The organism is Microbacterium sp. P5_E9, assembly GCF_054049175.1.
Map to the genome: position 1 here is coordinate 36,962 of NZ_JBFUMV010000007.1, position 20,403 is coordinate 57,364.

Below are 20,403 nucleotides of genomic sequence, written 5' to 3' on the forward strand. Positions count from 1 at the left end.
CTGCCGTCGCAGGGGCTCGGGAGCTATCGTGACGACATGACCGACTATCAGGTGCTGGAGATGGGTGCACTCGACGACTGGCGGGCGCACTACGGTGGCTTCCGCCCGGAGAGCTCCCGCGACGGGCGGCGGGTCATCGACCACGACATCACGATGCAGTTCATCGGCATGACCGCCAACGCCTTCGAGCCGGGCGAAGAGGCGGGCTACTGGCACGCGCACGCGCGGGTCGAGGAGCTGTACGTGTTCCTCGCCGGGCGTGGTCAGATGGGGCTCGACGACGAGGTCGTGGACGTCGGACCGGGCACGGTGGTGCGCGTCGGGCAAGGGGTCTGGCGCACGTGGCGGTGCGTGCCCGACAGCCCGGAGCAGCTGCGCTGGCTGTGCATCCGTGCCGGGGGCTACGAGCTGCCGCACTTCCCGGACGACTCGCAGCGCGACAACGACCGCGCTCAGCCCTGGTAAGTCCCGGCCGCGGACTCGGTGCGCAGCGCCACCGCGATCGGTGCGGCATGACGCTGACGGAACTGCCAGACCACATCCCGCCCGAAGGATTCGACGAGCAGCCCGAGGCAGATCAGGACCGCGGCGGCGCCGACCCACTGCGGCGCGAGCCCCGAGGCCGCGAACGCCAGTGAAATGCCGGTGGCGGCGGCCACGACCTTGCGCCAGTAGCGGGGCGGCACCGTGATCCGGAGCCAGGGGAGCGCCCAGCCGGCGACGACGTACGCGTAGCGCATGAGCCCGAGCGTGAGCGTCCACCAGCCGAGGTCCGGGGCGACGACCGCGCCCAGCACGAGGATGAGGAAGGCGTCCACCTCCATGTCGAACCGCGCGCCCAGTTCGCTCACCGTGCTCGTACGGCGCGCGATCCAGCCGTCCACCGCGTCCAGCGCCAGTGCAGGCACGGTCAGCCCCATCAGGAGCGGCACGGAAACGGGAGCGGTGAAGGATGTCGCGACCAGCGCTGTGATGATCCCCACGAGCGTGGATCGCACCGACGTCGCCACGTTCGCCGGACCGAAGCGCACTGCGGCACCTCGGCGCAACCCCCTCGCCAGGAGCGCGTTCGAGACGACAAGGTAGAGGAACCCGGCGAGCCAACCGGCCGCCGAGAGCACATCGAACCAGGCGACGAAGGCCAGTCCGATCAGGCCACCGGCGACCGACCAGAGTGGAGCGAGTTGAACCTTTCGCACAGTGCCATCCGTTCTCTCCACATGGGTACCACTCATGACACGTATGTCGCGCCCCCGTTGGTTCAATCCCGGAGTGCGCGGTCGTGACGCGGGCGACGGCCTTCTGGGTGGACTCGCCGGGCACCGGCACCCTGCGGGCCGAGGACGTCCGCGCTCCGGAGGACGGTGAGGTGCTCGTCCGCACCCTGTTCACCGGCATCAGCCGCGGCACCGAATCGGTGGTCTTCCGTGGCGAGGTGCCGGCGGGGGAGCGCGACCGCATGCGCGCACCGTTCCAGGCCGGCGACTTCCCCGGCCCGGTCAAATACGGCTACCTCAACGTCGGCCTCGTCGAGGCGGGGGCGCCGGGCCTCGCCGGCCGCACGGTGTTCACCCTGTTCCCCCACCAGTCCGCGTTCGTGGTGCCGGTGTCGGCGATCGCGACGGTGCCCGACGGCGTACCCGCTCGGCGTGCGGTGCTCGCCGGGGCCGTCGAGACGGCGATCAACGTGCTGTGGGATGCCGCTCCCCTCGTCGGCGATCGCGTCAGCGTCATCGGGGCCGGGATGATCGGCTGCGCGATCGCGCGGCTGATGCGCGACATCCCCGGCATCGACGTCGTCGTCGTGGACGTCGACCGCTCGAAGGCGGCGGTATGCGGGATCCTCGGCCTGGACTACGCCCACCCCGACGATGCGCCGCACCACCGCGACATCGTCGTGGACACCAGCGGCTCCGAGGAAGGGCTGGAGCTCGCCCTCCGCTCGGCCGCGACCGAGGGCGAGATCATCGAGGCGAGTTGGTTCGGCGACCGGCCGGTGCGGCTGAACCTCGGCGGCGACTTCCACTCCCGGCGCCTGACGATCCGCTCCAGCCAGGTGGGGATGGTCTCGCCGCGCCGCCGGCACAGCCGCACCACCCAGGACCGCCTCACCCTGGCCCTCGACCTCCTCCGCGATCCTGCGTTCGACGTGCTGGTGACCCGCACCTCGTCGTGGCGGGAGCTGCCGACCGTGATGGCGGCGATCGCGTMCGGGTCATCGCCCGGGCTCTGCCACACCATCGACTGGAGGGACGCCGAATGACCTATTCCGTCACCGTGCGCGACCACATCATGATCGCGCACAGCTTCACCGGCGACATGTTCGGTCCGGCGCAGCGCCTCCACGGGGCGACCTTCGTGGTGGACGCGACCTTCCGGGCGGCGGCGCTCGACGGTGACGGCGTGGTGGTCGACATCGGGCGTGCGTCCGACGCGCTGCGCGGCATCCTGGCGCCGCTGTCGTATCGCAACCTCGACGACGACCCTGACTTCCACGGGGTCAACACGACGACCGAGCGGCTGTGCGGGGTGATCGCCGACCGGCTCGTGGCGGCGGTGCGCGCGGGGGAGCTGGGCGCCGGCGGAGCCTCCCTCACCGGGATCGCCGTGACGCTGCACGAATCGCACATCGCGTGGGCGACGTACGAGGTCGCGCTGTGAGCGGGGCGGAATCGTGAGCGGGGCACCGGGGCGCGTGCACTTCCTGGTCCCCACGGGCATCGACGACCCCGATCGGGTGAGCGGCGGCAACATCTTCGACCGGCACATCCGCGACGGACTCGCCGGGACAGGGTGGGACGTGCAGCTGACGGAGGTGGAGACGGATGCCGCGCCCGAGGCCGATGCGGTGCTCTCCGGTCTGCCGGACGGGGCGCTCGTGCTCATCGACGGCCTCGTCGCGACCGGCTCCCCAGAGGCGGTCGAGTCCGCCGCCGGACGCCTGCGCATCGTCGTGCTCGCCCACATGGTGTCGGCGGCGTTCCCCGACGCCGACCCGCAGGGGATCGACCGGGAGCGCAGGGCGCTGCGGGCGGCGCACCGGGTGATCGCGACGAGCGAGTGGACCAAGCGCGAACTCGTGCGCCGCGGGCTCGCGCCGGCCGACCGGATCGATGTCGCGACCCCCGGCGCCGATGCCGCCGTCTTCTCCCCTGGCACTCCGAGCGGCCGCGCGCTGCTGTGCGTCGGCGTCGTCGCCCCGCACAAGGGACAGGACACGCTGGTCGAGGCGCTCGCGGCACTCGCCGCCCAGCCGGAGTGGACCTGCACGATCGCGGGGTCGCTCGACGCGCGGCCGGACTTCGCGGAGCGGATCACGGCGCGCGCGAACGAGGCCGGTGTGGCCCACCGGATCACGATGGCGGGCGTGCTCGGCCGGGACGACCTCGACGCCGCCTACCGCCGGGCCGACCTGCTCGTCGCGCCCTCTCGCGCCGAGAGCTACGGCATGGCGATCGGCGAGGCCCTGCGCCGCGGCATCCCGATCGTCGCGAGCAGTGTGGGCGGGGTGCCCCAGACCGTCTCCCCTGCCGCGGCGGTGCTCGTGCCGCCGGACCAGCCTGCTGCGCTGCGGCAGGCGCTGGAGTACTGGATGATCGACCCCGGCCTGCGCTCGCGGATGAAGGCCGGAGCCCAGCGAGCCGGGGCGCGGCTCCCGCAGTGGAGCGACACCGTCGCCCGGATCGGCGCGAGCCTCGAGGAGGCCCGGTGACCCTCCTGGTGCGGGCGACCGGCGTAGCGCCGAAGACCGGCGTCCGGTCGGTGACCGGCGCCTCATCGGTGACCGAGGCTCGGCCGCCGACCGGCGTGCGGGCGGTCCTCGCGTCGCCGCGGCTGAGCGTGTGGGTGCGGGTCGCGGTCGGCGGCGGCATCCTCCTCGCGCTCGCGCTCGCGGTGGGCGCGGAGCCGTTCCTGCGAGGCCTCGCCTCGGTGTCGCTGCCCGCGGTCGCGGCGGCGCTTGCGCTCGCCGCGCTGGCCACGACCGCCGCGGCCTGGCGGTGGCGCGTGCTCGCCGGGCGGCTCGGTCTGACGCTGGGGCGTCGAGAGGCGATGGGGGCGTACTACCGCTCGCAATTCCTCAACACGGTCCTGCCGGGCGGGGTCGTGGGCGATGTGCACCGGGCCGTCGCGCATGGCCTCGACCAGGGTCGCGTCGCGCAGGCGTCGCGCGCGGTCGCGGCGGAGCGCTCAGCAGGTCAGGCGGTGCAGCTCGTCCTGGCAGCGGTGGTGCTGGCGGTTCTCGGAATGTCGGCCTACGCTCCCGCTGTGGGCACCGCGCTTCTCGTGGTCGTCGTCGCCTGCGCCGCCATCGTCATCGCGGCGACGACGAGTCGGCGCGCCCGGGCCGCGATCAGGCGCGAGCTGGCCGCGCTGCGGCAGGCGTTCGGAACCGTCCGCACCGTGCTCATCGTGGTGGTCGCGTCGATCGTGGTCGTCCTGTGCCATGTGGCCACGTTCGTCGTCGCCTGCATCGCCGTCGGCATCGACGCGTCGCCGGAGCGGCTGACCGCCGGTGCGCTCATCGTGGTGCTCGCCGGATCGATCCCGCTGAACCTCGGCGGCTGGGGCCCGCGCGAAGGCATCGCGGCGTGGGCGTTCGGGACGGCCGGCCTGGGAGCTGCCACCGGCGTCGCGGCCTCGACGGCGTTCGGGGTGCTGGCGATGATCGCCGTGCTGCCCGGCGCGGCCGTGGTCGCGGCATCCGCTCTCCGTCGCCGCCGGCTGGTCGCCCGGAACGGGGGGAGGGCATCGTGACCCGGCCCTATGTGCTGCTCAGCTGTGCGATGTCGATCGACGGATACCTCGACCGCGCGACCCCGTGCAAGCTCGCCATGTCGAACGCGGCGGACTTCGATCGGGTCGACCAGCTGCGGGCTGAGAGCGACGCGATCATGGTCGGCGCGTCGACCGTTCGGCGCGACGACCCGCACCTGATGGTGCGCAGCGAGGAGCGCCGGCTCCTGCGCCTCGCCGCGGGCAGGTCGTGCTCGCCGATCAAGGTCACAGTGACGGCGACCGGCGACCTCTCGCCGCACGCCGCCTTCTTTGCGGACGAGGACGTCGAGAAGCTCGTGTACTGCCCGCAGGCGACCGCGCGCCGCATCGCGGCGAAGCTGGGCGGCGCGGCGACCGTCATCGGCGTCGGCGGGGACGTGTCGATGGGCGCCGTGGTGCGCGACCTCGGCGACCGGGGCGTCCGCCGGCTCATGGTCGAGGGCGGCGGGCACCTGCACACGCAGTTCATCGTGGACGAGCTCGCCGACGAGCTGCAGCTCGTGATCGCCCCGTTCTTCGTCGGGGAGCCGGGGGCGCCGCGCTTCGTCGAGGCGGGCCGATTCCCGTGGACGGCATCTCGGCGCGCGCGGCTCGCTGAGTCGCGGGCGATCGCGGACGTCGTGCTGCTGCGCTACGCGCTCTCGGACCGGTTCGATGGCCGGTCGCTGCCGGCCGGGTCGGACTCCGAGTCCGCCTCGGCGGGGTCCCTCCGCCAGCCGTGAGCGGGCCGATGTTCGAGGGAATGGGGCAGAATCGCCGGGAATCGGCGACCTTTCTCCCGCGCAGCCGGGCATCGGCTGCGACGATCGTCGCGTTCGCGGCGCTCCTCGTTGTGCCGCTGCTTCCCGGTGCGCTCGCCGCGGGCACACCGGCCGCGCTGCTGGCGCTGCCCGTCGAGTCGATCGCGGTCGTCGTGCTGCTCGTGGCGCTGCCGACCCGGTGGCTGCGCGGGGTCGTGGCCGGCGTCTTCGCCGCGCTGGTGATCGCCGCGACCGTGCTGACGGCGCTCGACCTCGGCTTCGAGGCGACCGTCGACCGGGCGTTCAGCCTCACCGATGACGCGTCCAGCCTCGTCAGCGCCTTCGGGGTCGTGAGTGACGCGACCGGAACCGGCAACGCCTTCCTGCTCGTCGCTCTCCTGGTCGCGCTGGTGACCGCCGCCGTGGTGGCTCTCGCGCGTGCGGCCCTGCGCGCGGGGCGCGTGACCCGCGCCTCGGAGCGCAGCGGGCGGGTCGCGACCGTCGCGGTCGCGGGCATCTGGATCCTCGGCGCCGCCGTCGGGGCGCAGCTGATCCCGGGGGTCCCCTTGGCAGGAGCGGATGCCTCGACCGAGCTCGCCGCCACCTCGGTGCGCACCGCTCAGGGCATCCGGGACCAGCAGCAGTTCCAGCGCGCGGTCGCGACGGACGCGATGCGCGGCATCCCTTCCGATCAGCTCCTCGCGGCGCTGCGGGGCAAGGACGTCGTCTTCGCATTCCTGGAGAGCTACGGCAGGGTCGCCGTCGAGGACTCGACCTTCTCGCCCGGGGTTCTTCGCGTGCTGCGCGCTGGCGGGGCGCTGCTCGCCCAGGACGGGTATTCGGCGCAGAGCGCGTTCCTCACGTCGCCCACGTTCGGCGGGGTCAGCTGGCTCGCGCACTCGACGCTGCAGACCGGCGTCTGGGTCGACTCGAAGCAGAACTACAGCCGGCTGCTCACCGAAGACCGGCTCTCGCTCACGCGCGCGTTCCACGATGCGGGCTGGCGCACCGTCTCGGTGGTGCCGTCCAACAAGGAGCCGTGGGACGAGGGGAAGAGCTTCTACGGCTACGACTCGATGGTGAACTCCCTGAACATGGGCTATGCGGGGCCCACGTTCAGCTACGCCCGGATCCCCGACCAGTTCACCTGGCAGCACTTCTACGACACCGAGCTCGCCCAGCCGCACGCTCCGGTCATGGCCGAGATCGACTTCGTGTCATCGCACACGCCGTGGACGCCGCTGCCCCAGCCTGTGCCCTGGTCGCAGCTCGGCGACGGGTCGGTGTTCGACCCGCAGCCTGCCCAGGGCATCGCGCCGGTCGTCGCCTGGCAGGACCCGAAGCGGGTGCAGCAGCTGTACGGGCAGTCGGTGCAGTACACGCTCGGCACGATGTTCTCGTTCCTGCACACCTACGACCAGCCGAACCTCGTCCTCGTCGTGCTCGGCGACCATCAGCCGTCGAGGGTGGTGAGCGGCCAGGATGCCGACTACGACGTGCCGATCTCGATCATCTCCAAGGACCCGGCCGTGCTCGCGGCGCTGGCCGAGTGGCACTGGGAGCCGGGCGTGCTGCCGTCTCCGGACGCTCCGGTCTGGCGGATGGACCGCTTCCGCGACCGCTTCCTGGACGCGTTCACCCCCTGAGGTCAGTCGAAGACGACCACGACCTTGTCGGCCGCGCCGGGGGTCGACGCGAGGGTCATCGCGCGCTCGGCCTCGGCGAACGGAACGATGTCGCTGATGATGTGCTGGTACTTGTCCCAGTGCTCGATGATCGAGTCGGTCACCTCGAAGATCTCGGTCGGGTACCCCATCGCCAGACGGATGTCGGGCTCCGTGGTGAGCAGCTCCTGCAGGTCGAGCTCGACCGGCTTCTTGTGCACGGCCACGATCGTGAGCACGCCGCGGTTGCGCATGGCCTTGAGCGCCGTGTCGATCACGATCGGCGCACCAGCCGCGTCGAAGTAGACGTCGGTGGCGGCCTTCGAGCCCCGGCCCATGAATCCTGGAACCTCGCCGTGCAGCTCCTTGAGCCGCTCGGCCACATCCTCCTCGGCGGAATTGATGACGGCATCCGCTCCGATCAGGAGCGCACGCTCGAGGCGGCTCGGCTGGATGTCGACGACGACGACGTGTGCCGCACCCTTGGACTTGAAGCCGATCGCGGCGCCGAGGCCGACCGGTCCCGCGCCGAAGACGACGACCTTCGAGCCTTCGCCCGCGCCAGAGCGATTGACGCCGTGGTACGCGACCGCCATCGGCTCGTTCAGCGCCGCGACCGCCCACGGCACCTCGTCGGGGATCACCCGGAAGTGCACGCCGGCCTCGGCATCGAAGAGCACGACCTCGTCCGACAGGGCGCCCTGCGCACCGCCGTTGCCGATGATGCCGTCGCGGTTCGCCATCGGGTTGATGACGACGTGGTCGCCGACGGCGGCGCCGGTCACCTCGGCCCCGACCTCGACGATCTCGCCGGCGGGCTCGTGGCCGAGCGGAGTGTGGCTGTCGCGGGGAGGGATGCCGCCGCGCTGCACGTAGAAGACGTCCGAGCCGCAGATGCCGCACGCCTTGATCTTCACCGCGACATCGCGGGGACCGACCGGCGGGCGCTCGGTCTCGACGAACTCGGCCACTCCAGGGCCGGTGACGGTCAGTGACTTCATGGTGGTCAGGGTCTGCATGGGATGCTCCATCGGATCGGGAACTAATTCGGATTAGTGTCTAGACTAGCAGCGGAGTCTGAACGCAGCATCCGAAGATTCGGGCCCAGGGGGAGACTCATGGAGCGTCGCAGGGCGACCATGCGAGATGTCGCCCGCGCGAGCGGGGTCTCTCCGGCCACGGTGAGCTTCGTCATGAACGACACCCCTGGGCAGACCATCTCGCCCGAGACCCGCACCAAGGTGCGTCGCGCCGCGGCCGAACTGGGCTACACCGCCCACCCGATCGCGCGGGCCCTGCGCGAGGGGGCGTCGCGCATCATCGTTCTCGACCTCGGCGGGCTTCCGCGCACTCCGGTGCTCGACGGCTTCATCCAGGGGATGGACGAAGAGCTCGTAGCGGCGGGGTTCGGCCTGTTCGTCACGTTCGCCGGGGCCGGGCATGCGTCGACCCAGGCGGCCGTCGCCGCCGTGAACCCGCGTGCCACGGTTGATCTCGCCGGCATCTACGCCCACCCCGAGGCTGGCGTCCCAGACGGGGGCTGGAATGACGGGATGGCCGCGCACTACCTGGCGCAGGTCCGCTATCTGCAGAGCCGCGGGCATGACCGGATCGCCATCGCCTCCCCTTCCGGCGAAGGGCTGATGTACCCGTTGATGGTCGACTTCATCCGGTCCGCGGCATCCCGACTCGAGATGGCGGAGCCCATCGTGCTGACGGTCGGAGCCGGATCGGAAGGAGTGCGGGCCCGGATCGGCGACGCCACCGCGATCGCGGCGCTCACGGATGCGATCGCGTTCGAGGTGCTCGCTGCGCTCCACGACGAGGGCGTCACCGTGCCGGACGAGGTCGCGGTGATCGGCTGGGGCGACACCGCGGAGGCGGCGCTGTGGCGCCCGGCGCTCACGACCATCCGCATCGATGCGCGCACCTACGGACGGCGCACCGCACGACAGGTGCTCGGGCTTCCGGTCGGCGACGCGAGCCCGGCGCCGACCCAGATCATCCAGCGCGAGTCGGCCTAGGAAGATGAGAGTCGGCATCATCGGCGGCGGGGCCGCGGGCCTGGCGAGCGCGTGGCTGCTCGAGCATGAGCACGACGTCACGCTCTTCGAGCAGGACGACCGCTTCGGCGGCCACGCGCACACGATCACGATCGAGGCGGACGGCCACCGCCTCGACATCGATGCCGGGTTCCAGTTCTTCGCGCCGGGCGCGGCCTATGCGACGTTCAACCGGCTGCTCGACATCCTCGACGTGCCGCGGCGGTCGTATCCGGCGACGCTGACGGTCTACGGCACGGCGCGCGAGCGCCCCGTCGTGATGCCGCCGCTGCGGGCGGGCCGGCCGGTATGGGCCTCGTTCACCCCCCGGGCGCTGCGCACCCTGATCCGGTTCCGCCGGTTCCTCGTCGACGTGCCCGCGTTCCTCGCGCAGCACGACCGAACCCTGACGATCGGCGAATACCTCGAGCGGCAGCGCCTGCCGCGGGAGTTCGTCGACAGCTTCCTGCTTCCTCTCCTGCTCGCGTTCTGGTGCGTCGAGCCATCCGACTTCCAGCGGTTCACGGCCTACAACGCCCTGTACTACCTGGGCGCGAACATGCCGACGGGCCTGCGCGCCCCCGACCAGAGCGAGATCGACGGCGGTCTCAGGGTCTACGTCGACGCGCTCGTCGGGTCGCTGGAGCGAGCGACGCTCCGCCGGGACTCCGCGGTGCGCAGCCTCACCCGCGACCCCGACGGCTGGACCATCGAGGACGCCGACGGTCGGCGCCAGTCCTTCGATCAGGTGGTTGTGGCGACGAACGCGCGTCAGGCGCTGCACCTCCTCGGATCATCCCCCGAGGCGGACGAGCTCTGCGCGCAGCTGCGGCGCCTCAAGTACTTCGACACCACCATCGCGATCCACGGGGATCGGCGGCTCATGCCGCGGAGCGAGTCGGCATGGTCGGTCGTCAATGCCCGGTGGGACGGATGCCACAGCTCGCTGTCGATCTGGAATCCCGAGCGCGGCCTGCCGGTGTTCAAGAGCTGGGTCACGTTCGACCAGGAGCTTCCCGAGCCGCTGTACGCCGTCGCGAAGTATGAGCACGGCATGGTCGATGCGGACTACTTCGACGCCCAGGGCCGACTCAAGGCGCTGCACGGAGCGCACGGCCTGTGGCTCGCCGGACTCTACATGGACGACGCCGACTCGCATGAGAGCGCCATCCGCTCCGCCGTCAACGTCGCGCAGCGACTCGCCCCCGCATCCGCGCGCTTGGGCCGGCTCGCGGCAGCGGAATAGGCCGCGCGGCCGCGCGCTACGGCGTGGCGCCTGGCCTCGGGCGTCGCACCAGCAGGTAGACGACGGCGCCGATGATTCCGAGGCCCAGGAGGATCACCCACGGCAGCCATGCCCCGGTGGCCTCGTCCGTAGGCGCGCCCGCCTCCGGGCTCGGTGACGTGCTCGCGGTCGGGGTTGGGGTCGCGGTCGGGGTTGGGGTCGGCGTGGGAGTCGCTGTCGGGGTAGGCGTCGGCGTCGCGCTCGGCTCGACCGTCGGAGCCACCGAGGGGGCGACAGTCGGTGCCGTGGTGGGGGCGACGGTCGGTGCCGTGGTGGGGGCGACGGTCGGCTCCGTCGTCGGGGCCACGGTCGGCGCGATGCTGGGTGTGAGGCTGGGGCGCACGATGGGCGTCCGCGTCGGGCGGGGCGTCGGGGTCGGCAGCTCGAGGGTGATCGTCGGGGTCGGCAGCTCGATCGTCGCGGTCGGCGTCGGGAGGGTGCCGGTCGGACTGGGCAGGGTGATGCCGCTGCCGCAGGCCGCGAGCAGCGCCCCCGCCGCGGCGATCGCCACGATCGCCATGCCGCGCCGCACGCGCTCCGCCGTCCGATTGCCCGACATGAAACCTCCTCCGGAGGGCGCGAGGCCCGCGGTCCGTCATCCGCCCGCTCAAAGCCGGCTCCGACCTGAATCGTCGCAGGCCGCGCTCGGGAACGGAAGCGCAACCCACCACTCCGGGTGATCCTTCGCCGCGTGCGCGCCGGGGGTCCGGCGACACGCCGTGGATGCCCCTTCCGGAGACCCCCGAGCAGTCGGTCAGGCGCGCTTGCGTGCCGCGTTCCGGTCGCCGGCCGATTTCGGCGGCGCGGCGCCGACGTCGAGACGCTCCTGTCCGCCGTGCGACGACCAGGCGCTCTCGAGCCCCCGCTCCGCGTGCTGCGAGGCTCGGACCGCGCGCTCGTCGGCCCACTCGTTCAGCACGTGACCCGAGTGCCCGCGCACATGCTCGAGCACGGCATCCGGGAGTCCTACGGCACGGCGAGCGTCGCGCTGCTCGATGAGCTGCTCGAGGATCTCGCGGTTCTTGACCGGGGATCCGGATGCCGTCTTCCAGCCGCGCCGCGCATGGCCCGACATCCACTTCGTATAAGTGTCGATCGCGTACCGGGAGTCAGCCTGGATCGTGAGATCCGCCACCGCGGCGTGGTCGCGCAGCGCGTTGAGCAGGCCGAGGAGCTCGCCGATGTTGTTGGTTCCCTCGACCACCGAGCCGGCAGCCCAGTGTCCATCCTCGGCGACCCACGCCCAGCCGGCCGGGCCGGGGTTGCCCTTGCATGCGCCGTCGGTTGCGACCGTGTAGGTGTCGGTCATCGTCCATCCCGTCGTCGCCCTATGCCGGCTTCCATCGTGCCCCACACCGGCTCCTCCGCGAAAAGGGACTCACACGCGGCAGCGGCTCACCGCTGCAGGGCGGCTCTCACGCGTTCCGCCTCGCGCCGCCCCTGCGCACGCCCGGCTGCCACGAGCTCGGGCGCGACCGAGCGATCCATGACGTCGCGTCCGGCGGCGCGCCGGGAGTCGGCGTCGTGCACCAGAATCTCGACGCGGCGATCGGGAGCGAGAAGTGCTCGCTGTCTGGCGATGCGCGCCCACGGCACGCCGGCTTCCTGTCGTGCATAGAGCTCCGCCAGCGGAATGCCGCTGGTGACCTGGGCTCCGACGACTGCGCCGGCGCTCGTGCCGAGCACCACCGCGTCCGGGGCGACCACCGCACCCTCGTCGGCGAGACCGGTGAGGATGCCGATCTCCCACGCGATCCCCGCAACACCGCCGCCGCCGAGCACCCAGATGGGCTGGATCACGCGGGCGGGCTCGCTGGACGCGGATGGTGGATGCCGCGGTGCAGCTCGAAGACCCGCGAATGCCCTTTCCCTCCGGGAAGATCCGTGATCGGCTGATCGGCCATGAAGAGCCGGATCAGGTGGGCGAGCTCCCTCGGGTGGCTGAAGTTGATCGCGTGCGCCGCGCCCTCGAGCATGACGAGCAGCACGTGGCTCTCGGTCTGCTCGGCGATCTCCGAGACGCGCGAGGGCCCCGGAATGAGCGGATCCTTCGTCCCCACCACGACCAGAGTCGGGATGCGCAGCTCGAGCAGCCGCGCCAGCGTGGGGTACTTGGTGAGCGCGCGGAACATCTGGAACGTGCTGGGGACGCCGAAGCGCACGTAGTCGGGGGTGGCGACCGTGACCAGCTTGGGGGGCTCGCGGCCGCCGTCACGGGCGAGCTGACCCATGGCGCGGCCCAGCGGCTGGTTGTAGAGGCCGCCGGCAGGGGAGACGAGGACAGCCCGTTCGATGCGCTCGGGAAAAGTGTGGGCGAACTCGACGATGACGGGACACCCCATCGAATTGCCCACGAGGGTGGCGCGCTCGACTCCGCGATCGTCGAGGAACCGCATCGCGTCATGCGCGAGGTCCGGCACGTCGAGTCCGCCGCGGGTCTTGCCGCTGCGTCCGAATCCCGGGAGATCGGGCACGAGGGTGTGGAAGTCGTCGCGCAGCAGTTCGGCGGTGGGCAGCAGGTATCGTCCCGACAGCCCGAAGCCGTGCACGTGCATCATGGCCGGGGCGTCCGGCTTCTCGGGCGACTCGCGGTAGAAGATCGGGACCCCGTCGACGACCGTCCAGCGTTCAGCGAGAGCGGATGCCGGGTGCCGCGGTGTGCGCCGCTCGATGTGCTTCGCCTGTCGAGCATTGCGGGTTGAGTCCGGCATTCCTCCCCCTTCCGAGCGGCGCCCACCGGTGATGTTCCGGGCGTGCGCTCCCCCTTCGCACGGTGCCAGATGCAGGGCCCGCCGTCAAGGAACCCGCCGCCCGCCGATACAGTGGGCACCGCGAGCAGCCGGCTCGCGATCGCGGGCACCCTGCCCGGTTCGCACTCGCATCGGAGCCACGATGAGCACTGCACCGCGGCCCAGCCGGGCAGCGCCGGAGGGCACGGTCGGCGAAGTCTTCCTCGCCTTCCTCCGCCTCGGATTGACGTCGTTCGGTGGGCCGATCGCCCACCTCGGCTACTTCCGCGACGATCTCGTGGTGCGCCGCAAGTGGGTCGACGACAAGGCGTACGCCGACTTGGTCGCACTCTGCCAGTTCCTCCCGGGGCCGGCGTCGAGCCAGGTCGGATTCGGGCTCGGACTCCTCCGGGCGGGTCCGCTGGGCGCGCTCGCGGCCTTCCTGGCATTCACGCTGCCATCGGCGGTGCTCATGGTCGGCTTCGCCTACGGCGCCTCGCTCTTCCGCGGGGTGATCGGCTCCGGCATCCTGATCGGTCTGAAGATCGTCGCCGTCGCGATCGTCGCCCAGGCGGTGGCCGGGATGGCCCGGACCCTCACCCCCGACCCGCAGCGGGCCACGATCGCCGTCGTCGCCGCGGGATTCGCCGTGCTGATGGCGGGCTCGGCCGGTCAGGTCGTCGCGATCATCGTCGGTGCGCTCGCCGGCCTGGTCTTCTGCCGGGACACCGCCGCGCCGCCGGTGGGGCGGGTCGATTTCCCGGTCAGCCGCCTGGCCGGCTGGCTGTCGCTCGGAGTGTTCACGGTGCTCCTCATCGGCGTCCCGATCGCGGCGGCGGCGGTCTCATCGGGCGCCCTCAGCCTGTTCGACGCGTTCTACCGCGCCGGGGCCCTCGTATTCGGCGGCGGACACGTCGTACTTCCCCTGCTCGACGCCGAGGTCGTCCAGACCGGATGGGTCACCCCCACCGAGTTCCTCTCCGGGTATGCCGCGGCCCAGGCCGTGCCCGGGCCGCTGTTCAGCTTCGCGGCCTATCTGGGGGTGCTCGCCCTTGTCGGTCCAGGAGGCATCGTCGGCGCGGCGGTCGCCCTCGTGGCCGTGTTCCTGCCCGGGTTCCTGCTGCTGGTCGGCGTGCTCCCGTTCTGGAACGCCTTCCGCACCAGCACGCTCGCGCAGGCGGTCATGCGCGGGGCGAACGCCGCGGTCGTCGGGATCCTCGCGGCTGCACTCTACGACCCGGTCTTCGTCGGCGCCATCATCGACCCGGCGTCGTTCCTGCTCGCGCTCCTGTGCTTCGTGCTGCTGATGGCATGGCGGATGCCGGCATGGGGCGTCGTCATCGTGGGTGCGGTGGGCGGCATCCTGGTCGGCCTCGCCTGACCCCGGCGACGTCCGGGCAGAACCACTACGCCGCGGCGGCCTCGACCACGAGCCGGATCGTCTCGGGCTGCCCGATCACCCGGAAATGCCCGCCGGTGTCGATCGTGTGGTTGGTGCCGCCCTCGAGCTCCCAGAGCCCCGGGATGTGCGGATCGAAGACCCCCGAGATGCTGGTGATCCGGGAATTGACGTCGATGATCTTCTGCAGATGCAGGGTGGTCGGGTCGGTCGGCGAGAACGACCGCAGGCTCGGGCTGAGCATGAAGCGGGCGTAGATCGAACCGGCGAACGGCGTGGCCAGGGCGACCATGCTGTGGATGCGCTGCTGCGGGTCGAGCTCGGTCATCAGGTACTTGCCGATGAGCCCGCCCTTGCTGTGCGCCACGATGACGACATCGCGCAGGTCGTGCTCTTCGAGGTACCCGGCGACGAGCCGCGCCGTGTCGGCGACCGGCCGGCCGTTGCGACGCAGCGCCGGGAGCACGTGCACGGGGTGTCCGGCGGCATGCAGGGGCTCGATGAGCGGCCGAAGGAAACCCCAGGTCTCCCAGATCCCCGGGAGCATGAGCACCGGCCGTCCCGTGCCGGTGCGGAACTTCTCGCCGTCGCGGGAACCGAGGAACGACTGGATCTGCCAGTGCGCGGCGAAGGCGTAGTCCTTCACCCACCACGACAGCACTCTCCGCCGGTCAGCCACCCCCTGAGGATACGGCCTGTCCGGCCAGGAGTCCGGGTTCGCACCTGTCGGAGACCTGCGTGGCTACGCTGAACGCCATGGACCAGATCACCGTGGACCCGATCGCCGCGACCCTCGTCATCCTGGTCCTGGCGATCGTCGCCTTCGTGAGCAATCGGCTCCCGCTCGGCATCGTGGCGATCGGCGTCTCGCTCGCGCTCTTCCTCACCGGCGTGCTCACGCTCCAGCAGACCCTCGCGGGGTTCGGCGATCCGACGGTCATCTTCATCGCGACACTGTTCGTGGTGAGCGAGTCCCTGGATGCGACCGGCGTGACGGCGTGGGCCGGCCATAAGGTGATCGCACGAGCGGGCACGAAGCGGATGCCGCTGCTCATCGTGATCTGCAGCCTCGTCGCGGCGACCTCGGCGCTGATCAGCATCAACGGCGCCGTGGCCGCGCTGCTTCCGCTGGTCGTGGTGGTCGCGGCACGCGCCGGGATCAAGACCTCCCAGCTGCTCATGCCGCTCGCGTTCGCGGCATCCGCGGGTTCTCTGCTGCTCCTCACCGGGACGCCGGTCAACATCATCGTCTCGGACATGGCCGCCGCGAGCGGCGGACGGGCGTTCGGCTTCTTCGAGTTCGCCCTCGTCGGCGTGCCCATCGTCATCGTCACTGTCGCGTTCATCGTCCTGTTCGGTGCGCCGCTGCTGCCCAAGCGCAACGGGGCGTCGATGCCGATGGACCTGGTGCGTCACGCGCGGCTGCTGCGGGACCAGTACTCGCTGAGCCTCGACACCGGCATGATCATGGGTCCGCAGAACGGCGTGACCGAGGTCGTGATCCCGCCGCGCTCGCCGCTCATCGGCACGAAGGTCTACCCCGGGATGGCGACGCCCGACGGCGAGCTCGCGATCCTCGCCGCGCGCCGAGGCGACCAGCAGCTCAAGGGCCAGGAGATCTCGGTGCACGCCGGCGACGCTCTGCTGCTGCAGGGCACGTGGGACGAGCTCACGCGCCACACCGACGCCCCCGGAGTCCTCGTCGTCGATGCGCCGAGCCTGATGCGCCGGGCGGTGCCCCTCGGGAAGGGCGCGAAGCGCGCGCTCGTCATCCTCGCGGCCATGGTGCTGCTCCTGGCCACCGGGTTCGTTCCTCCGGCGATCGCCGGTCTGCTCACCGCCGGTGCCATCGTGGTGACGCGCACGGTCAGTCCTGCGCAGGCCTATCGCTCCATCTCGTGGACGACGGTCGTGCTCATCGCGGGGATGATCCCGCTGTCCACCGCGTTCACCGTGACCGGCACCGCCGACCTCGTCGCGGGCTGGCTGCTCACGGTGATCGGCGACTCGGGCGCCTACGTCGCGCTGGCGCTGCTGTGCGTGCTGACGCTCGTGCTCAGCCAGCTGATCAGCAACACGGCGACGGTGCTCATCGTCGCTCCCATCGCGGTCTCGCTCGCGAGCGCCATGGGCGTCTCCGTGCAGCCGTTCATGATGGCGCTGACCGTGGTCGCCGCCGCCGCCTTCCTCACGCCCATCGCCACGCCGGTGAACCTCATGGTGATGGAGGCCGGCGGGTACCGGTTCGGCGACTACTGGAAGCTGGGGCTGCCGCTCGCGATCATCTACCTGCTCTTCGCGGTCTTCTACGTGCCGCTCGTCTGGCCCTTCTGACGCCCCTGCCGCGGCATCCGCCCCGAACGAGACTGCGGCCCCGGAGCGGATGCTCCGGGGCCGCAGTCTGCGGTCTCGCAGGGGCTACGCGACCGACCAGCCGTTGTCGCTGGCGAGCACGATGCCGTTGACGTTGACGCCGTCATCGCTCAGCAGGAACGTGATCGACGCGGCCAGGGCCTCGGCCTCGGCGGCGTCCGGCAGGATCTGCATGCCGAACTGGACGCGCTCGGCGCCCAGGGGCGAGCCGAACTTCGCCTCGATGTTGGTGATGGTGGGTCCCGGGGCGACCGCGTTGACGCGGATGCCGCTCGGGCCGTACATGAAGGCGCTCGACTTGGTGAGCCCGACGACGGCGTGCTTGGACGCCGTGTAGGCGGCACCGGCTGCCGAACCGCGGAGAGCCGCCTCCGAGGCGGTGTTGACGATCGACCCGCCGCCCTGAGCCAGCATCGTGGGGATGACGGCGCGGGTGAGCTTCATGGTGCCGGTGACGTTGACGCGCATGACGCGCTCCCAGACGGCATCGGACAGGTCGCCGACCGGGGTCATGTCGTCCATGATCCCGGCGATGTTCGCGAGGCCGTCGATCGTGTCGCCGGCGGCCTCGACGATGGCGGCCACGCCGGCGTCGTCGGTGATGTCCGCGGTGAGCGAGACGATGTCGGCTCCGGCGTGCTCGGCGACGAACTCGTCGAGGCGCTCCTGGCTGACGTCGACCGCGATGACGCGGCCACCCTCACGGGCGACGCGCGAGGCGGTGGCGCGGCCGATGCCGGAGCCGGCGCCGGTCACGATGACGGTCTGGCCGGTGAAGCGGCCCTCGTTGATGCGTTCGGTCCACTCGCGCAGCGGGACGGCGGACACGGATGCCTCGTCGTCGCCCTCGGTGTTGATGGCCGGCGCGGCAGCGGCGCCTGCGGGCACGTCGCCGGCGGCGGCGCGCGCGACGAGGCCGTCGAGCATGTCCTGGGTGAAGGCACCCTGGCTCAGCTTCACGAGCCGCTTGATCGCGAGTCGGCGGACGGGCTTGAACGCGTCCGGGGTCTGACCGCTCTGGGCCAGCATGTCGGTCAGGATCGCGTTGCCCGCAGGATCTGCGAGCCAGTCAGCGATCGAGGTGTCGCCCGAGAGGGCCTTGGTGGTAGCCATGATGCTTCTCTTTCCTTTTCGACCGGACAGCAGTGTCCGGTACTAGGCTACACCCGTGCTCACCCAGCAGAATCCCCCGACGAAGACCAACCGCGGCCCGGCCGCCGGCCCCGGAAACCGTCGGGCGCTCATCGCCGCCGCGCGTGCCGTCTACGCCGAATCGGGGCTGGGCGCGCCGTTCAGCGCGATCGCCAAGCGCGCCGGCGTCGGACAGGGCAGCCTCTACCGGCACTTCCCCGACCGCACCGCACTCGCGGTCGCCGTGTTCGAAGACAACGTGATCGACCTCGAGGAGTTCACTGCTCCCGAGGGCCGCACGGTCGACGACCTGCTCGGCCGCGTCGTCGAGCAGGCGGTCGCCTCCACCGCCCTCATCGAGCTGGTCACCGCCGACTTGCAGGACCCGCGGGTCGTGCCGCTCGGCGAGCGATTCAACGGCCTCGTGTCGCGGCTCGTCGTCCGCGAACGCGCGGCAGGACGCATCGGAAGCCACGTCGAACCGGAAGACGTGGCGATGGCGACGGGGATGCTGRCGACCGAGCTCGCCCGGACCCCTCCTGCCCTTCGCGCCGAGGCCGCCGTCCGCGCCCGAGCGCTTTTCCACAACGCCTTCGCACCACGCTGACGGCGGACGTATGCTCCTCATATGGGGAGATTCATCTACGACACGGCAGCGAACTCGGTGGACATCGACGACCGCACGCTCGCCCATCTGCGCATCGTCGTCATGAACAAGCTCCGCCGCTCGGAGTCGTTCATGTTCGATGTCGAGATCGGCGACGGCAGCGGGCGCCGGAGCTTCTGGATGAACCCCTCCGTGCCCATCCAGTTCCACTTCTTCGGCAGCCGTCAGCCGCGCATCAACCGCCTATGGGTGGAAGAGCTCATGCAGGCCGCGAGCGGGCCGAACGGCCTCAGCATCGTTCCTGAGCCCGCCGAGGAATCGCCCCTGTCCGAAGAGCCTGCGGCGGCCGGAGAAGCGATCTCCGCCGCCTGACCGACGCGGGTCGAGCCGTCAGTCGTCCTGGACCGGCGGGGCGTCGAGCGCTGCTCCGGCGACGCTCTCCATGTCGGCCGCGTCGGTTCCGGCGGTGAGGTCGGTGCCGCTCACGGTCAGCCGGTCGATCTCGAGGTGGGCGACCTCGACGTTGGCGAGGGACACGGAATCTCCCAGCGAGACGCCGTCGGCGTCGGAACCCTCGATCGTGGGAACCGGACCGGTGTCGAAGTGCTCGGCGACGAGCATGATCCCGCCGGAGGAGTTGGCCGAGTTCGCGAGATCTTCGAGCCAGGACCGGCTCAGCTCCGGCGGTTCCGGTTCGTCGAAGACGAACCGGAGCGCGATCGAGGGGTGCATCCAGACGGTGCTCCGCCCGCGTGGCTGATCGTCGGGGTGGCGCCACGACACGGTGAAGCTCTCGTCCCGCCGCAGCTTGGTCGCGATCACGACTTTCAGGTGCGCGAGAGCGCGGTCTTCGATATGGATCGGCGTGCCCGAATCCCCGTAATACATGGTGCCCACGCGCCCACCCTAACCCTCGATCGAACGGATCCGATCACCGCGCTCCGCACCGGACACCCGAGTGGCCCGGCGCGGAGCGCGATCGTTCGTCAGCGGGTGGCGCGAGCCAGGTTCGCGACGAGCTCTTCCTTGTTCTGGCGGACGACGTACGCGGGCTGATCGCGCTCCACGCGCCAGCTCTCCGCCAGCGGTCCGACGTCGACGGTGTCGAAGCCGAAGGCGTTGTAGAGGTCGGTGACCCAGGCAGAGGCATCCGCGTGATCGCTCGAGGTGGCGAGCGCGCGACGGTCCTTGGAGCCCGCCGGCGCTCCGTCGGTCAGGATCTGGCTGGACTGGATGTGGTTGAACGCCTTGGCGACCCGCGACGTCGGCAGGTGCTCCTGAAGCAGCCCGGCGGTCGTCGCCCGCTTCTCGTCGAGGGCGGCGATGTGCCCATCGCGCTCCCAGTAGTAGTTGTTGGTGTCGAGCACGATCTTGCCGGCGAGCGGCTCGACCGGCACCTCCTGGTACGCCTTGAGCGGCACCGTCACGATGACGATGTCACCGGATGCCGCGGCATCCGTCGTCGTCCCCGCCGTTGCCTTCGGCCCGAGCTCGGCGACGAACTCGGCCAGGGTCTCCGGCCCGCGTGAATTGCTGATCACGACCTCGTACCCGTGGTCGACGAGACCCCGCGCGAGGGTCGATCCGATGTGTCCTGCTCCGATGATTCCGACTCGTGTCATGCCGAAGGTAAAGCCCACCCGGCACCCGGGCATTC

General features: G+C 71.1%; 22 protein-coding genes and 1 pseudogene. 13 read left to right on the top strand and 10 right to left on the bottom strand.

The genetic code is table 11. From position 1 onward, the window contains the following. Positions 1 to 36: 36 nt before the first annotated feature. Positions 37 to 465 carry a cupin domain-containing protein gene (locus tag ACXJ3V_RS11105; protein WP_457100366.1) on the top strand — a complete coding sequence of 143 codons (429 nt, stop codon included), beginning with the start codon at positions 37 to 39 and terminating at the stop codon, positions 463 to 465. On the opposite strand, the gene ACXJ3V_RS11110 is transcribed toward ACXJ3V_RS11105, so the two are convergent. Further along, on the bottom strand, positions 453 to 1,199 hold the full coding sequence (locus ACXJ3V_RS11110) for a CDP-alcohol phosphatidyltransferase family protein (protein WP_457100367.1): 747 nt from the start codon (positions 1,197 to 1,199) through the stop codon (positions 453 to 455). The two genes, ACXJ3V_RS11105 and ACXJ3V_RS11110, sit on opposite strands and share 13 nt — an antisense overlap. Positions 1,200 to 1,282: 83 nt before the next feature. Here ACXJ3V_RS11110 and ACXJ3V_RS11115 point away from each other — a divergent pair, with 83 nt between their 5' ends. Genes ACXJ3V_RS11115 through ACXJ3V_RS11140 form a run of 6 tightly spaced genes read left to right on the top strand, consistent with a single transcriptional unit; the run spans position 1,283 to position 7,162 of the window. Next, on the top strand, positions 1,283 to 2,263 hold the full coding sequence (locus tag ACXJ3V_RS11115) for a zinc-dependent alcohol dehydrogenase (RefSeq protein ID WP_457100368.1): 981 nt from the start codon (positions 1,283 to 1,285) through the stop codon (positions 2,261 to 2,263). Next, entirely contained in the window at positions 2,260 to 2,661 is a 402-nt protein-coding gene (locus ACXJ3V_RS11120; RefSeq protein ID WP_457100369.1) for a 6-pyruvoyl trahydropterin synthase family protein, read from the top strand. The genes ACXJ3V_RS11115 and ACXJ3V_RS11120 overlap by 4 nt, the downstream gene beginning before the upstream one ends. Before the next feature lie 13 nt (positions 2,662 to 2,674). After that, positions 2,675 to 3,712 carry a glycosyltransferase family 4 protein gene (locus tag ACXJ3V_RS11125; RefSeq protein WP_457100370.1) on the top strand — a complete coding sequence of 346 codons (1,038 nt, stop codon included), beginning with the start codon at positions 2,675 to 2,677 and terminating at the stop codon, positions 3,710 to 3,712. After that, positions 3,709 to 4,755, top strand: a complete 1,047-nt coding sequence (locus tag ACXJ3V_RS11130) for a lysylphosphatidylglycerol synthase domain-containing protein (RefSeq protein ID WP_457100371.1) — start codon at positions 3,709 to 3,711, stop codon at positions 4,753 to 4,755. The genes ACXJ3V_RS11125 and ACXJ3V_RS11130 overlap by 4 nt, the downstream gene beginning before the upstream one ends. Next, positions 4,752 to 5,498 (top strand): RibD family protein, encoded by a 747-nt coding sequence (locus tag ACXJ3V_RS11135; protein WP_457100372.1) that lies wholly within the window; start codon positions 4,752 to 4,754, stop codon positions 5,496 to 5,498. The genes ACXJ3V_RS11130 and ACXJ3V_RS11135 overlap by 4 nt, the downstream gene beginning before the upstream one ends. Positions 5,499 to 5,518: 20 nt before the next feature. After that, a complete protein-coding gene (locus ACXJ3V_RS11140; RefSeq protein WP_457100373.1) occupies positions 5,519 to 7,162 on the top strand; it encodes a CDP-alcohol phosphatidyltransferase in 1,644 nt (547 codons plus the stop codon). A 2-nt stretch (positions 7,163 to 7,164) separates the two neighbouring features. Here ACXJ3V_RS11140 and ACXJ3V_RS11145 read toward each other — a convergent pair whose 3' ends face one another. Then, complete coding sequence (locus tag ACXJ3V_RS11145) at positions 7,165 to 8,199, bottom strand: zinc-dependent alcohol dehydrogenase (RefSeq protein WP_457100374.1); 1,035 nt, start codon at positions 8,197 to 8,199, stop codon at positions 7,165 to 7,167. Positions 8,200 to 8,298: 99 nt separating this feature from the next. Between ACXJ3V_RS11145 and ACXJ3V_RS11150 the strand changes: the two genes are divergently transcribed. Together ACXJ3V_RS11150 and ACXJ3V_RS11155 are read left to right on the top strand one after the other, a co-directional pair. Beyond that, positions 8,299 to 9,204, top strand: coding sequence for a LacI family DNA-binding transcriptional regulator (locus ACXJ3V_RS11150; RefSeq protein ID WP_457100375.1), 906 nt, complete (start codon positions 8,299 to 8,301; stop codon positions 9,202 to 9,204). A 4-nt stretch (positions 9,205 to 9,208) separates the two neighbouring features. Continuing rightward, the gene (locus tag ACXJ3V_RS11155; protein WP_457100376.1) at positions 9,209 to 10,468 is read left to right on the top strand and encodes an FAD-dependent oxidoreductase; all 1,260 of its coding nucleotides are present in this window, start codon (positions 9,209 to 9,211) and stop codon (positions 10,466 to 10,468) included. A 16-nt stretch (positions 10,469 to 10,484) separates the two neighbouring features. Here the strand turns inward: ACXJ3V_RS11155 and ACXJ3V_RS11160 are convergent, their stop codons facing one another. The 4 genes from ACXJ3V_RS11160 to ACXJ3V_RS11175 form a co-directional block, all read right to left on the bottom strand. Then, complete coding sequence (locus ACXJ3V_RS11160; RefSeq protein ID WP_457100377.1) at positions 10,485 to 11,066, bottom strand: hypothetical protein; 582 nt, start codon at positions 11,064 to 11,066, stop codon at positions 10,485 to 10,487. A 195-nt stretch (positions 11,067 to 11,261) separates the two neighbouring features. Further along, positions 11,262 to 11,816, bottom strand: coding sequence for a ribonuclease H family protein (locus ACXJ3V_RS11165; protein WP_457100378.1), 555 nt, complete (start codon positions 11,814 to 11,816; stop codon positions 11,262 to 11,264). A gap of 86 nt (positions 11,817 to 11,902) precedes the next feature. Further along, positions 11,903 to 12,307 (bottom strand): patatin-like phospholipase family protein, encoded by a 405-nt coding sequence (locus ACXJ3V_RS11170; protein WP_457100379.1) that lies wholly within the window; start codon positions 12,305 to 12,307, stop codon positions 11,903 to 11,905. Next, positions 12,304 to 13,218, bottom strand: coding sequence for an alpha/beta fold hydrolase (locus tag ACXJ3V_RS11175; RefSeq protein WP_457100380.1), 915 nt, complete (start codon positions 13,216 to 13,218; stop codon positions 12,304 to 12,306). Before ACXJ3V_RS11175 ends, ACXJ3V_RS11170 begins: the two co-directional genes overlap by 4 nt. 181 nt (positions 13,219 to 13,399) lie before the next feature. Here ACXJ3V_RS11175 and chrA point away from each other — a divergent pair, with 181 nt between their 5' ends. Next, complete coding sequence (gene chrA / locus ACXJ3V_RS11180; RefSeq protein ID WP_457100381.1) at positions 13,400 to 14,617, top strand: chromate efflux transporter; 1,218 nt, start codon at positions 13,400 to 13,402, stop codon at positions 14,615 to 14,617. Positions 14,618 to 14,642: 25 nt separating this feature from the next. Here chrA and ACXJ3V_RS11185 read toward each other — a convergent pair whose 3' ends face one another. After that, complete coding sequence (locus tag ACXJ3V_RS11185; RefSeq protein ID WP_457100382.1) at positions 14,643 to 15,314, bottom strand: esterase/lipase family protein; 672 nt, start codon at positions 15,312 to 15,314, stop codon at positions 14,643 to 14,645. A gap of 77 nt (positions 15,315 to 15,391) precedes the next feature. Here ACXJ3V_RS11185 and ACXJ3V_RS11190 point away from each other — a divergent pair, with 77 nt between their 5' ends. Further along, positions 15,392 to 16,969: an SLC13 family permease gene (locus ACXJ3V_RS11190; RefSeq protein ID WP_457100383.1), complete on the top strand. Its 1,578-nt coding sequence runs from the start codon at positions 15,392 to 15,394 to the stop codon at positions 16,967 to 16,969. A gap of 84 nt (positions 16,970 to 17,053) precedes the next feature. Here ACXJ3V_RS11190 and ACXJ3V_RS11195 read toward each other — a convergent pair whose 3' ends face one another. Then, on the bottom strand, positions 17,054 to 18,121 hold the full coding sequence (locus tag ACXJ3V_RS11195) for an SDR family NAD(P)-dependent oxidoreductase (RefSeq protein ID WP_457100384.1): 1,068 nt from the start codon (positions 18,119 to 18,121) through the stop codon (positions 17,054 to 17,056). 55 nt (positions 18,122 to 18,176) lie between these two features. Here ACXJ3V_RS11195 and ACXJ3V_RS11200 point away from each other — a divergent pair, with 55 nt between their 5' ends. Then, positions 18,177 to 18,746: a TetR/AcrR family transcriptional regulator gene (locus ACXJ3V_RS11200; protein ID WP_457100385.1), complete on the top strand. Its 570-nt coding sequence runs from the start codon at positions 18,177 to 18,179 to the stop codon at positions 18,744 to 18,746. A 21-nt stretch (positions 18,747 to 18,767) separates the two neighbouring features. Further along, a complete protein-coding gene (locus ACXJ3V_RS11205) occupies positions 18,768 to 19,118 on the top strand; it encodes a DUF7882 family protein (RefSeq protein WP_457100386.1) in 351 nt (116 codons plus the stop codon). A gap of 204 nt (positions 19,119 to 19,322) precedes the next feature. Here the strand turns inward: ACXJ3V_RS11205 and ACXJ3V_RS11210 are convergent. Beyond that, positions 19,323 to 19,643: pseudogene (locus ACXJ3V_RS11210) on the bottom strand (DUF7882 family protein); the annotation flags it as partial. A gap of 89 nt (positions 19,644 to 19,732) precedes the next feature. Then, on the bottom strand, positions 19,733 to 20,368 hold the full coding sequence (locus ACXJ3V_RS11215; protein ID WP_457100387.1) for an NADPH-dependent F420 reductase: 636 nt from the start codon (positions 20,366 to 20,368) through the stop codon (positions 19,733 to 19,735). Positions 20,369 to 20,403 lie beyond the last annotated feature (35 nt).

Bases quoted from the DNA above. Each gene is read 5' to 3' on its own strand.
- ACXJ3V_RS11205 (WP_457100386.1), top strand. From the start codon at position 18,768: ATGGGGAGATTCATCTACGACACGGCAGCGAACTCGGTGGACATCGAC.
- ACXJ3V_RS11120 (WP_457100369.1), top strand. From the start codon at position 2,260: ATGACCTATTCCGTCACCGTGCGCGACCACATCATGATCGCGCACAGC.
- ACXJ3V_RS11150 (WP_457100375.1), top strand. From the start codon at position 8,299: ATGGAGCGTCGCAGGGCGACCATGCGAGATGTCGCCCGCGCGAGCGGG.
- ACXJ3V_RS11215 (WP_457100387.1), bottom strand. From the start codon at position 20,368: ATGACACGAGTCGGAATCATCGGAGCAGGACACATCGGATCGACCCTC.
- ACXJ3V_RS11190 (WP_457100383.1), top strand. From the start codon at position 15,392: ATGGACCAGATCACCGTGGACCCGATCGCCGCGACCCTCGTCATCCTG.
- ACXJ3V_RS11145 (WP_457100374.1), bottom strand. From the start codon at position 8,199: ATGCAGACCCTGACCACCATGAAGTCACTGACCGTCACCGGCCCTGGA.
- ACXJ3V_RS11175 (WP_457100380.1), bottom strand. From the start codon at position 13,218: ATGCCGGACTCAACCCGCAATGCTCGACAGGCGAAGCACATCGAGCGG.
- chrA (WP_457100381.1), top strand. From the start codon at position 13,400: ATGAGCACTGCACCGCGGCCCAGCCGGGCAGCGCCGGAGGGCACGGTC.
- ACXJ3V_RS11160 (WP_457100377.1), bottom strand. From the start codon at position 11,066: ATGTCGGGCAATCGGACGGCGGAGCGCGTGCGGCGCGGCATGGCGATC.
- ACXJ3V_RS11105 (WP_457100366.1), top strand. From the start codon at position 37: ATGACCGACTATCAGGTGCTGGAGATGGGTGCACTCGACGACTGGCGG.
- ACXJ3V_RS11165 (WP_457100378.1), bottom strand. From the start codon at position 11,816: ATGACCGACACCTACACGGTCGCAACCGACGGCGCATGCAAGGGCAAC.
- ACXJ3V_RS11155 (WP_457100376.1), top strand. From the start codon at position 9,209: ATGAGAGTCGGCATCATCGGCGGCGGGGCCGCGGGCCTGGCGAGCGCG.
- ACXJ3V_RS11195 (WP_457100384.1), bottom strand. From the start codon at position 18,121: ATGGCTACCACCAAGGCCCTCTCGGGCGACACCTCGATCGCTGACTGG.
- ACXJ3V_RS11140 (WP_457100373.1), top strand. From the start codon at position 5,519: ATGGGGCAGAATCGCCGGGAATCGGCGACCTTTCTCCCGCGCAGCCGG.